The 10820-nt window shown below is 75.3% G+C and carries 12 protein-coding genes; 6 read left to right on the top strand and 6 right to left on the bottom strand.

Annotated elements, in window-relative coordinates; genetic code table 11:
* On the bottom strand, window positions 1–876 hold an 876-nt coding region (locus CTKZ_RS15705; protein WP_124343821.1), incomplete at its 3' end, for a site-2 protease family protein.
* A 175-nt stretch (window positions 877–1051) separates the two neighbouring features.
* On the opposite strand from CTKZ_RS15705, the gene CTKZ_RS15700 reads away from it, so the two are divergent.
* Entirely contained in the window at window positions 1052–1933 is an 882-nt protein-coding gene (locus CTKZ_RS15700; protein ID WP_235843513.1) for a RecB family exonuclease, read from the top strand.
* A 79-nt stretch (window positions 1934–2012) separates the two neighbouring features.
* Here the strand turns inward: CTKZ_RS15700 and CTKZ_RS15695 are convergent, their stop codons facing one another.
* Window positions 2013–2717, bottom strand: a complete 705-nt coding sequence (locus CTKZ_RS15695; RefSeq protein WP_371852382.1) for an HAD family hydrolase — start codon at window positions 2715–2717, stop codon at window positions 2013–2015.
* Window positions 2718–2793: 76 nt separating this feature from the next.
* On the opposite strand from CTKZ_RS15695, the gene CTKZ_RS15690 reads away from it, so the two are divergent.
* Window positions 2794–3651 carry a PAC2 family protein gene (locus CTKZ_RS15690; protein ID WP_124343820.1) on the top strand — a complete coding sequence of 286 codons (858 nt, stop codon included), beginning with the start codon at window positions 2794–2796 and terminating at the stop codon, window positions 3649–3651.
* An 86-nt stretch (window positions 3652–3737) separates the two neighbouring features.
* Here CTKZ_RS15690 and mshC read toward each other — a convergent pair whose 3' ends face one another.
* A complete protein-coding gene (mshC, locus tag CTKZ_RS15685; RefSeq protein ID WP_124343819.1) occupies window positions 3738–4994 on the bottom strand; it encodes a cysteine--1-D-myo-inosityl 2-amino-2-deoxy-alpha-D-glucopyranoside ligase in 1257 nt (418 codons plus the stop codon).
* Between the two features lie 57 nt (window positions 4995–5051).
* Between mshC and CTKZ_RS15680 the strand changes: the two genes are divergently transcribed.
* Entirely contained in the window at window positions 5052–6032 is a 981-nt protein-coding gene (locus CTKZ_RS15680; RefSeq protein WP_235843512.1) for a magnesium and cobalt transport protein CorA, read from the top strand.
* A gap of 45 nt (window positions 6033–6077) precedes the next feature.
* Here CTKZ_RS15680 and CTKZ_RS15675 read toward each other — a convergent pair whose 3' ends face one another.
* Window positions 6078–6965 carry an undecaprenyl-diphosphate phosphatase gene (locus tag CTKZ_RS15675; protein WP_124343823.1) on the bottom strand — a complete coding sequence of 296 codons (888 nt, stop codon included), beginning with the start codon at window positions 6963–6965 and terminating at the stop codon, window positions 6078–6080.
* A gap of 77 nt (window positions 6966–7042) precedes the next feature.
* Here CTKZ_RS15675 and CTKZ_RS15670 point away from each other — a divergent pair, with 77 nt between their 5' ends.
* Entirely contained in the window at window positions 7043–8005 is a 963-nt protein-coding gene (locus CTKZ_RS15670) for an aldo/keto reductase (RefSeq protein ID WP_124343818.1), read from the top strand.
* A 78-nt stretch (window positions 8006–8083) separates the two neighbouring features.
* Here CTKZ_RS15670 and CTKZ_RS15665 read toward each other — a convergent pair whose 3' ends face one another.
* Entirely contained in the window at window positions 8084–8392 is a 309-nt protein-coding gene (locus tag CTKZ_RS15665) for a primosomal protein (protein WP_124343817.1), read from the bottom strand.
* 101 nt (window positions 8393–8493) lie between these two features.
* On the opposite strand from CTKZ_RS15665, the gene CTKZ_RS15660 reads away from it, so the two are divergent.
* On the top strand, window positions 8494–8742 hold the full coding sequence (locus CTKZ_RS15660; RefSeq protein WP_124343816.1) for a DUF5703 family protein: 249 nt from the start codon (window positions 8494–8496) through the stop codon (window positions 8740–8742).
* Window positions 8743–8818: 76 nt separating this feature from the next.
* Here CTKZ_RS15660 and CTKZ_RS15655 read toward each other — a convergent pair whose 3' ends face one another.
* Window positions 8819–10168: a M20/M25/M40 family metallo-hydrolase gene (locus CTKZ_RS15655; protein ID WP_124343815.1), complete on the bottom strand. Its 1350-nt coding sequence runs from the start codon at window positions 10166–10168 to the stop codon at window positions 8819–8821.
* Between the two features lie 108 nt (window positions 10169–10276).
* On the opposite strand from CTKZ_RS15655, the gene CTKZ_RS15650 reads away from it, so the two are divergent.
* Window positions 10277–10681 (top strand): VOC family protein, encoded by a 405-nt coding sequence (locus CTKZ_RS15650; RefSeq protein ID WP_200829776.1) that lies wholly within the window; start codon window positions 10277–10279, stop codon window positions 10679–10681.
* Window positions 10682–10820 lie beyond the last annotated feature (139 nt).

Here is a 10820-nt window from a genome sequence, read left to right as displayed (position 1 = left end):
GGGCGACACGACGACCACCTCGCTCGCACCGGCGGCCGCGGCGGCCGCCGCCGCGCGCGCGACCGAGTCGGCGTGCCCGACGACCGCCGCCGGACGGCCCACCGAGGCGAGCGACAGCTGCTCGACCGCGTGCTGCGCGCGCGCACCGCGCATCGCACCCGACGCGCCCGTCCAGAGGAACGCGCCGATGAGCGCACCCCAGACGGCGTCGGTGAGGTCGGGCTGGCCGCCCTGCACGAACGGGAAGACGAACGCCCACGCGAAGACGCCGACCGCGACGACCCGGCCGCACCACGCCGCGACGACGGTCCCCGTGTGCCGGCTGCGCGTCGCCGCCCACACCGCGGACTGCAGGATCGCGCCGCCGTCGAGCGGCAGGCCCGGCAGGAGGTTGAACAGCCCGACGAACCCGTTGGAGAACGCCCCGGCGAACAGCAGCAGCCCGAGCAGCTGCCGCGTGCCGACGGCGTTCGCCGCGCCGAGGAACGCCCCCGCGAGGACGAGGTTCGCGACCGGGCCCGCGAGCGCGACGAGCGCGTTGGTGCCCGGCGTCGGGGCGGCGACGCCGAACGTCGTGTGCCCGCCCCACAGCGTGAGGACGAACTCCCGGGGCTGCTGGCCACGTGCGCGGGCGACGAGGCCGTGCGCGAGCTCGTGCACGAGCACCGACGCGAAGAGCAGCACGACGAAGACGCCTGCGACGACGTACACGCGCCCGCCGAGGTCGGGCGACCACGAGCGCACGGTCGGCGCGAACAGGAACGTGAGGACGACCGCGGCGATCAGCCAGCTGGGCGCGAGGACGATCGGTGCGCCGGCGACGCGGCCGATCACCCAGCCGGAGGTGCGCGGCGCGGCAGGTCGGGGGTCGCTCACCGGGCCAGCCTATGCGGGACCCCTGGGCGTCCCCTGCACGTCACCCGTGCCGTCGGTCCCGCGGGCGCGCGGCGCGCGGCGCGGTGGGTCGGGAGCGTCGGTGGCGCGGCCTAGGCTCGGTGACGTGAGTGCGCAGGACGTGGTGGCGGTCGACCGGGACGAGGTCGTCGAGGAGCTGGTCGAGCAGTCGGTCGAGCAGGCGGTGCGCGTGCGGCCGCCGTCGCGGCCGGGTCTGTCCCCGTCGCGCGCGAACGACTTCCTGCAGTGCCCGCTGCTGTTCCGGTTCCGGGTCGTCGACCGGCTGCCCGAGCCGCCGAGCGCGGCCGCGGCGCGAGGGACGCTCGTGCACGCGGTCCTCGAGCACCTCTTCGACCTGCCCGCGGCGGAGCGCACGATCGACGCGGCGCGCGGCCTCGTCCCCGCACGGTGGGCGCAGCTGCGCGAGGACGCGCCCGACGTCGCGACGCTGTTCGCGGACGACGCGGCGCTCGACGCATGGCTCGCCTCGGTCGACGGCCTGCTCACGACCTACTTCTCGCTCGAGGACCCCACGCGCCTGCAGCCCCGGGAGCGCGAGCTCATGGTGAGCGTCGAGCTCGAGGACGGCCCGCAGCTGCGCGGGATCGTCGACCGCGTCGACGTCGCGCCGAACGGGTGGGTGCGCGTCGTCGACTACAAGACGGGGAAGTCGCCGCGGCCAGGGTTCGAGGGCGGCGCGCTGTTCCAGATGCGGTTCTACGCGTACGTCATCTGGCGCTCGCGCGGCGTGCTGCCGAAGCTGCTGCAGCTCGAGTACCTGGGCGACGGCACGGTCCTCAAGCACGAGCCGACCGAGCCCGAGATGCACACGCTCGAGGCGCGCGTGCGGTCGATCTGGGGCGGCATCGAGGACGCGGCCCGCAGCGGCGACTGGCGTCCGCGCACCTCACGGCTGTGCGACTGGTGCTCGTTCAAGGCGCACTGCCCGGCGTTCGGCGGCACCGTCCCGCCCGTCCCGGAGGGCGCGGTCGAGCGGTCGATCGGCGTCGCTCCCCCCGCACCCGCGCCCGTGGCCTGACCGCGAGGGGCCGGGTCACCGACAGCCGCACCCCGGACGTCGCGCCCCGGCCGCCGCTCCGGGCGGTCCCGCGCAGGAGTCAGCCGGCGGGGCGCAGGTCGAGCACGTCGCCGTCCGCGATGCGCGCGAGGTCGTCGAGCGTGAGGTCCGCGAGCGAGCCGACCCGGCTCAGCCCCGGCCGGTCGGCGAGCTCCTGCATGACCTCGACGCCGATGACGCGGGCGCCCGACGCGACGGCCGACGCGACGCCCGAGTGCGAGTCCTCGACCGCGACGCACCGCGCGACCGGGACGCCGAGCAGGCGCGCGGCGAGCAGGTACGGCTCGGGGTCGGGCTTGGGCCGCGAGACGTCGTCGGCCGAGACGACCACGTCGAACAACCCCACCGTCTCCGCGAACGGCTCCGCGAGCACGCGGAACGACGACGTGACGAGCGCCATCGGAACCCCGGCGCCGTGCAGCGCCCGCAGGATCTCGAGCGCACCCGGCTGCCACGGCACCTCCGCCGCGACACCCGCGCGGACGCGGCCGTTCAGGAAGTCCGCGATCTCGTCCGCGGTCAGGTCGACACCGCGTGCCTGCAGCGCGACGACGGCAGCCGACATCGGGTTGCCGACCATCGCGGCGCCGTCCTCGTGCGTCCACACACCGCCGTGCGCCTCGACGAGCTCGGTCTCGGCACCGATCCAGTAGGGCTCGGTGTCGATGAGCGTGCCGTCCATGTCCCACAGGACGGCGGCGGGCAGGGTGCGGGAGGGTCCGGAGGTGAGGGGCACGTCCTCCATGCTACGGACCGCCCGCGGCACGTTCCGCCGCGCGTCCCGTCGGGGTGGTGGGGATCACGCGTCCTAGGCTGAGCAGATGAGTGAGCACGCACCCGCGGACCTCCCGGACGACGAGCCCGTCATGCTCGCCGCGTTCGAGGGCTGGAACGACGCGGGCTCGGCGGCCACCCACGCGCTGCAGCACCTGCACGAGGCGTGGGGCGCGGAGCAGGTCGACGAGCTCGACCCCGAGGAGTACCACGACTTCCAGGTCAACCGTCCCGTCGTGGGCGTCGGCCCGCACGGGCGGCGCGAGATCACCTGGCCGACGACGTCGGTCGCCGTCGTCGAGACCCCGCGCAGCGGCCGTCGCGTCGTGCTGGTGCACGGCATCGAGCCGTCGATGCGCTGGCGGCGCTACTGCGCCGAGCTGCTCGACATCGCGGCGGGTCTCGGTGTGAGGACGGTCGTGACCGTCGGGGCGCTGCTCGCGGACGTGCCACACACGCGACCCATCCCCGTGAACGCGACCAGCGAGGACGCGGACCTGCGGGACGCCGTGGGCCTCGAGCCGAACACCTACGAGGGCCCGACGGGCATCGTCGGCGTGCTCCAGCACGAGGCCGCGGCCCGCGGCATGCAGGCGCTGTCGCTGTGGGCGGCCGTCCCCCACTACGTCGCGCACCCGCCGTCGCCCAAGGCGACGCTCGCGATCCTGCACCGCATCGAGCAGCTCGTCGGCGAGCCCGTGCCGCTGGGCGAGCTGCCCGACGACGCGGCGGCGTGGCAGGACGGCGTCGACGAGCTCGCGGGCGAGGACAACGAGATCGGCGAGTACGTCCGGCAGCTCGAGGAGGCCAAGGACACGGCCGACCTGCCCGAGGCGAGCGGCGAGGCGATCGCGCGCGAGTTCGAGCGCTACCTGCGTCGGCGCGACAAGGGCACGGGCGGCTGACGGGCCGGACCGGGCCGCGTCGCGACACCGTCAGCGCGGGCTGAGCCGCGGGACCGCCCGCACGACGGGACGCCGGGACGTGCGAGTCAGAGCCGGACGCCCAGCAGCGCGTCGACCGCGCGGGCGACGAGCCCGGGCGCACCCTCGACGGGCTCGTGGTCGCCGTGCAGGGCGGTCTTGACCCACGCGTCGACGACCGCGAGCGCCTGCGGGGTGTCGAGGTCGTCGGCGACCGCGGCGCGCAGGCCCGCGATGGTGGACGCCGCGTCGGGGCCGCCGTTGCCGGACAGGGCGCGCCGCCAGCGCGCGAGACGCTCCTGCGCCTCGACGAGGCCCGCGTCGGTCCAGTCCCAGTCGTCGGAGTACCGGTGCGCGAGGATCGCGAGGCGCACGGCCATCGGGTCGACGCCCGCGGCGCGCAGCGCGGAGACCAGCACGAGGTTGCCGCGGGACTTGCTCATCTTCTCGCCGTCGAGCCCGACCATGCCGGTGTGCACGTGCACGCGTGCGCCGTGGCCGGCGTCGAGGAGCCGGGCGTGCGAGGTGCTCATCTCGTGGTGCGGGAAGCGCAGGTCGGAGCCGCCGCCCTCGACGTCGAACGGCAGGCCGAGCGAGTCGCGCGCGATGACGGCGCACTCGATGTGCCAGCCGGGCCGCCCGCGGCCGAGCGTGCCGCCGTCCCACGCGGGCTCGCCGGGCCGCTCGCGGCGCCACAGCAGCGGGTCGAGGGGGTCGCGCTTGCCCGCGCGCTCCGGGTCGCCGCCGCGCTCGGCGGACAGCGCGAGCATCTCGTCGAGACCCAGCGCGGCGACGGTGCCGAACGCGCCGTCGGCGGAGAGGTCGGCGTAGACGTCGCCCGCACCGCCGTCGACCGCGTCGGGCGTCGGGACCGTGTAGGCCGCACCGCGCTCGACGAGGAGGGTCACCGCGTCGACGACCGCGGGGATGGACTCGACGACGCCGGTCCAGGCGTCGGGCGGCACGACGCCGAGCGCGGTCATGTCCTCGGCGTAGAGCGCGATCTGCTCGTCGGCGAGCTCACGCCAGTGCACGTCCGTGGCGGTCGCACGCTCGAGCAGCGGGTCGTCGACGTCGGTGACGTTCGACGCGTAGCGCACGTCCTGCCCCGCGTCGCGCCACGCACGACCGAGCACGTCGAACGCGACGTAGGTCGCGGCGTGGCCGAGGTGGGTCGCGTCGTACGGGGTGATGCCGCACACGTAGAGCGTGGCGGTCGGGCCGGGTGCGGCGACGACGCGCTCGCCGGTCGACGAGTCGCGCACGACGACGGGCCCGCCCCGTCCGGGGAGCCGTGGGATCTGCGGGGCCGGCCAGGTGAGCACGGGCGGCAGCCTAACCGTCGGGGCGCACCGCACCGGGCGGAGGACCACAATGCAGCCGTGGACGACCTCGCCGGCGCGACCCCCGGCACGGACCCGGTGCCCGACGTGCGCACGCTCGACGACGGCTCGACGTGGGTGGTCGTGCACGACCTCGCGGACCTGCCGCGGGAGGCGGAGCGGCACGGCCTGGGCGCCGACGCCTGCGCGGTCCTGCGGCTCAAGGTGCCGGACCGTCGCGCGGCGTCCGCGGACCACCCGGTGCGCGCCCACGTCGACCGGACGACGGACGGCACGCTCGTCGTCACGGCCCCGACGCTGTCGTACGACGAGGCGACGCGGCAGGTCAGCACGGGTGCGCTCGTCCTCGTGGTGGGTGCGTCGGTGGTCCTCACGGCGGAGAGCGGGCGGGCGGACGTCATGGGTCGCACCGCCGCGCGGCTGGTGAACGGGCCGCGCGTGCCCGACGAGGGCGTGCTGCAGGTGCTCGCCGCCGCGCTGCTGGCGCTGGTGGCGACCGCGGGTGACGTCGAGGTCGAGCTCGGCGACGCGGTCGTCGCGACGGAGTCGGAGGTGTTCGCGGCCGTCCCGTCCGGGGACCCGGTCCAGCGGATCTACGACCTCAAGCGGGAGATCGCGGAGGCGCGGCGCGCGCTCGGTCCCGTCGCGTCGGTGCTCCCGGAGCTCGTCGCGGACGCCGCGGACAGCCCGGACGGGAGCCGGACCCAGCACTGGCTGCGGCGCGTGCAGTCGACCGCCGACCGCGTGGACGACCACCTCGACGGTCACGACCGGCTGCTGGGCGACATGCTCTCGGCACACCTGTCGCGCGTGTCGGTGCAGCAGAACGAGGACATGCGCAAGATCTCGGCGTGGGCGGCGATCGCCGCGGTGCCGACGCTGGTCGCGGGCATCTACGGCATGAACTTCCACCACATGCCCGAGCTGTCGTGGACGTACGGCTACCCCGTGGCGCTGCTCGGCATGGGTGCGGTCTGCTGGTGGTTGCACCGGTTGTTCCGGCGCTCCGGGTGGCTCTGAGCGGGCTCGGTCGACGCGTCCGGCGGCGCGGCCTGTGCGGACCGGTCAGGGCGTGACGGCGGGCATCGGGTCGAGCACGCCGGTGAGCAGCAGCAGCGCGACGAGCGCGGCGAGCCCGAGCCGGTAGACCACGAACGGCGTGTAGCTGAAGGTCGAGACGATCTTGAGGAACACGATGATGACGAGGTACCCGACGACGAACGCGACGAGCGTCGCGAGCAGCGTCGCGCCGGCGCCCGCGGTCCCCGGCGACGCGTCCCCGCCGACCGCCTTCGCGAGCTGGTACAGCCCGGAGCCGAAGACCGCGGGGATGGCCAGCAGGAACGAGTACCGGGCGGCGGCCTCGCGCGTGTAGCCCATGAGCAGGCCACCGGTGATCGTGCCGCCCGAGCGCGAGACGCCGGGGACGAGCGCGAGCGCCTGCCAGAGGCCGAACTTCACGGCGTCGCGCGGCGTGAGCTCGTCGAGGGTGCGCCGGTGCGCACCGCGCCGGTCCGCCCAGCCGAGCACGAGGGCGAACCCGGCGAGCGTGAGGACGATGAGCCAGAGGTTCCGGAAGGCGTGCTCGATCGGGTCCTGGAAGAGCAGCCCGAGGATCACGATGGGGACGGACCCGAGCGCGATGAACCACGCCATCAGCGCGTCGTGGTCGGCCTTCTCCCCCACCGGCATGCCCATCCGGGCGCGCAGGTCGGTGCCGCGGTCGCCGCGCACGTGCCGCCACCACGCGGAGCAGATCCGGGCGATGTCGCGGCGGAAGTACAGCAGCACCGCGGACTCGGTGCCGAGCTGCGTGATGGCCGTGAACGTGGCGCCCGGGTCACCGCTGCCGAGCAGGTCCCCGACGATCCGCAGGTGCGCGCTCGACGACACCGGCAGGAACTCCGTCAGACCCTGGACCAGCCCGAGGAAGATCGCCTCACCTGCACCCATCGCGTCAGCCACGAGGCGCAACGATAGCCGCGGAGCCTCCCCCGCCGGGCACGTGCCCGACGTTAGGGTGACGCACCATGGAACAGCTCCACCTCGGCCGCACCGGCCTGCGGGTCTCCCGGCTCGGTCTCGGCACGATGACGTGGAGCCGCGACACGGACGAGCACGAGGCGTCGGAGCAGCTGCGCGACTTCGTCGACGCGGGCGGGACGCTCGTGGACACGTCCGCGTCCTACGCGGACGGCGGCGCCGAGGAGCTCATCGGAACCCTGCTGGGCGACGTCGTCCCGCGTGAGGACGTCGTGCTGTGCACCAAGGCGGGCGTGCGCCGCACGTCGGCGGGCGGTGTCGTCGACGCGTCCCGCGGCGGGCTGCTCGACTCGCTCGACGCGTCGCTGCGGCGCCTGCGCACCGACCACGTCGACCTGTGGCTCGTGCAGACGCCGGACCCGCGCACGCCCCTCGACGAGACCGCGACCGCGCTGCGCCTCGCGGTGAGCAGCGGGCGGGCCCGCTACGTCGGGCTCGCGAACCACGCGGGGTGGCAGGTCGCACGCCTGGCGTCGCTGCTCGAGCGCGACCCCGGCCTGGCCGCGGTCGAGGTCGAGTACTCGCTGCTCCAGCGCGGCGTCGAGCGCGAGGTCGTGCCCGCCGCCGCGGCGCTCGGGCTCGGGGTGATCGCGTGGTCACCGCTCGGGCGCGGCGTGCTCACCGGCAAGTACCGGCGCACGATCCCCGCGGACTCGCGCGCCGCGTCACCGCACCTCGCGGGGTTCGTCGAGCCGTACCTGTCGCGCGAGTCGGCCGCGGTGGTCGAGGCCGTCGCGACCGCGGCGTCGGGGCTGGAGCGGCTCCCGCTCGAGGTCGCGCTCGCGTGGCTCACGGGTCGTCCGGGCGTCAGCTCGGCCGTCGTCGGGGCACGCACGGCCGCGCAGCTGCGCGCGTCGCTCGGTGCGCTGGACCTCGAGCTGCCCGAGGAGCTGCGCCGGGCGCTCGACGAGGTGAGCGCGCCCGAGGTCGGCTACCCCGAGCGCTTCTGACCGGGCGCCGAGCCCGGGACCTCTCCCGGGTGGTGGGACGTGCCGCCCGTGCCCGCGGTGCCCGCGGGGTGCCGCGCGTCAGCGGGTGCCGAGGCCCGTCGGCTCGTCCGCGAGGTCGTCCGCGTCGTAGTCGTCGTCCTCGTCGCCCGACCACTCGTCGTCCTCGTCGTCCTCGTCCTCGTCCTCCTCCTCGGCGAGGTAGAACGGGGTGGCCTCGCCGTGGACCGTGCCGAGCGCGTCGTCGTAGACCTCGAAGGCGTCCGCCAGGACGTCGTACGCGTCGTCGACCGCCGGGTCGTCCTCGCCCTTGCGGGCGACGACGGCGTTGTAGTGGGCCTCGAGGGCTGCGATCAGGCGGTCCAGCGCGGCACGCGGGTCGACGGTCATGCGACGACCGTAGCGCCGCGCGGGGCACAATGGCACCGCGTAGGGTCTTTCGGCACGAGGTCGCGGGGCGCGACCCACCAGCGGGCGAGACGGGGTGGCGGATGGCAGTCGGGCGCACCGGGACGAAGCGTGACGCATGGGTCGCCCAGGGCGGCCAGTACGAGTACCGGGTCCTCACCCTTCCGCGCACGACCAGCCGGAACGACGCACGTCGCCTGCTCACCGAGCAGGCCGAGTACGGCCGCTGGGAGCTCGCCCGCACGGTCCTCTACGCGGGCGGCGAGCGGCGCGTGTGGCTGCGCCGCAAGATCATCCGCGTCCGCAGCACCCTCACGGGCTACGAGGACTGAGCCGCCCCCCGGGACCGCCCGTCGCACGAGACGGCGCCGTCAGCCGGGCCGGTCAGCAGGCAGGCGGCGGGGACGGTCAGCAGGTGCGCAGCAGGCGGTCGAGCACGCGCGTGCCGAACCGCAGCGCGTCCACCGGGACCCGCTCGTCGACGCCGTGGAACATGCCCGAGAAGTCGAGGTCGGCAGGCAGCCGCAGCGGCGCGAACCCGTACCCCGTGATGCCGAGCCGGGACAGCGACTTGTTGTCGGTGCCGCCCGACAGCGTGTACGGCAGGACGGTCGCGCCCGGGTCCTCCGCGAGCAGCGCGTCGACCATCGCGTCGACGAGGTCGCCCGAGAACGGGACCTCGAGCGCGGTGTCGTGGTGGATCCGCTCGATCTGCACGTGCTCGCCCGCGAGCTCGGTGACGGTCGCGACGAACTCGTCCTCGAAGCCCGGCAGGAAGCGGCCGTCGATCGTCGCCTCGGCACGGCCCGGGATGACGTTCGCCTTGTAGCCGGCCTCGAGCTGCGTCGGGTTGGTCGTGTGGCGCAGCGTCGCGCCGACGAACCGCGACGCGGGGCCCAGGGCGGCCACGAGACGGTCGACGCCCTCGGGGTCCTCCGGGTCGAACGGCAGGCCGGTGAGGTCGGCGACGCCTTCGAGCAGCGCGCGGACGGTCGGCGTCGGCTGCAGCGGCCACGGGTGGCGACCGATGCGGGCGACCGCCTCGGCGAGGTGCGTGACCGCGTTGTCGGCGTTGACCTGGCTGCCGTGCCCCGCGCGCCCGTCGGCGACGAGCCGCAGCCACGACAGACCCTTCTCGGCCGTCTGCAGCAGGTACGCGCGGCGGCCGTCGACGTCGACGGAGAACCCGCCGACCTCGCTGATCGCCTCGGTCGCGCCCGCGAAGAGCTCCGGCCGGTGGTCGACGGCCCAGCGCGCGCCGTAGGTACCGCCGGCCTCCTCGTCGGCGAACATCGCGACCACGACGTCCCGCGCCGGGCGGCGGCCCTCGCGGACCATCTGCCGGACGGTCGCGAGGATCATCGCGTCCATGTCCTTCATGTCGACCGCGCCGCGTCCCCAGACGAGACCGTCGACCTCGACGGCCTCGAACGGGTCGACGGTCCAGTCGGCGGCCCGCGCCGGCACGACGTCGAGGTGGCCGTGCAGCACCAGCGCGGGGCGGGAGGAGTCCTCGCCCTCGAGCCGGACGACGACGTTCGCGCGGCCCGGCGCGCTCTCGAACAGCTCGGGCTCCAGCCCGACCTCGGCCAGCAGGTCGACGACGTGCTCGGCCGCGGCGCGCTCCCCCGGTCCGCTCCCGTCGCCGTAGTTCGACGTGTCGAACCGGATGAGGTCGCGGCAGATCCCGACGACCTCGTCCTGGGCGTCCGGGACGGACGCGGGCGTGCGGGCGTGGTCGGAGGTCGTGTCGGGCATGCGGCCACCGTACCCGGCCGGGTCGGACACCGACCCTGCCGGGCCGACCTGCCCACGGACCGGACACCGCCCCGTGGCGCCGCACGCGCGCGGTGCGACGGTGGACGCGTGACCGACGACACGTCCGCGTCGCTGCACGCGTACCTGAGCTACGCCGACGCCCCGGCGGCGATCGACTGGCTCGTCGCGCTCGGCTTCGCGGTGACCGCGCGGCAGGACGACGAGCACGGGGGCGTGCAGCACGCCGAGGCGCGCCTCGGCGATGCGGTCGTCATGGTCGCGAGCGACGACGCCGCGTACACCGTCCCGCCGCTCGTCGGCGTCTCGACCGGGTCGGGGGTCCACCTGTGCACGCCGGACGTCGACGACCTGCACCGCCGGGCCGTCGCCGCGGGCGGCACGTCCGTGATCGCGCCCGAGGACACCCCGTGGGGCTCCCGACGGGCGCGCGTGCTCGACGTCGGGGGCCGCGAGTGGTCGTTCGGGACGTACGCGCCGGGTCGCGCCTGGTGAGACCCGCGCCCGACCGACGCTCAGGCCGACGCGGACCCGGCGACGCGCGGACGGTGCCGCCGGGTCCGCGCCGAGGCCGTCAGGCGGCGCCGGCCGCGAGCAGGCCGCGGCGCGCGAGCAGCGGTGCGATGTCCGCGTC

This window comes from Cellulomonas algicola (genome assembly GCF_003851725.1).
In the GTDB taxonomy this organism is placed as follows: Bacteria; Actinomycetota; Actinomycetes; order Actinomycetales; family Cellulomonadaceae; genus Cellulomonas; species Cellulomonas algicola.
The sequence above is the reverse complement of the archived record's forward strand: the minus strand, read 5'-3'. Positions and strand labels throughout refer to the sequence as shown.

Excerpts from the sequence above, each read along its gene's own strand:
- CTKZ_RS15695 (WP_371852382.1), bottom strand. The coding sequence starts at position 2,717 with ATGGAGGACGTGCCCCTCACCTCCGGACCCTCCCGCACCCTGCCCGCC.
- CTKZ_RS15690 (WP_124343820.1), top strand. The coding sequence starts at position 2,794 with ATGAGTGAGCACGCACCCGCGGACCTCCCGGACGACGAGCCCGTCATG.
- CTKZ_RS15675 (WP_124343823.1), bottom strand. The coding sequence starts at position 6,965 with ATGGGTGCAGGTGAGGCGATCTTCCTCGGGCTGGTCCAGGGTCTGACG.
- CTKZ_RS15670 (WP_124343818.1), top strand. The coding sequence starts at position 7,043 with ATGGAACAGCTCCACCTCGGCCGCACCGGCCTGCGGGTCTCCCGGCTC.
- CTKZ_RS15665 (WP_124343817.1), bottom strand. The coding sequence starts at position 8,392 with ATGACCGTCGACCCGCGTGCCGCGCTGGACCGCCTGATCGCAGCCCTC.
- CTKZ_RS15660 (WP_124343816.1), top strand. The coding sequence starts at position 8,494 with ATGGCAGTCGGGCGCACCGGGACGAAGCGTGACGCATGGGTCGCCCAG.
- CTKZ_RS15655 (WP_124343815.1), bottom strand. The coding sequence starts at position 10,168 with ATGCCCGACACGACCTCCGACCACGCCCGCACGCCCGCGTCCGTCCCG.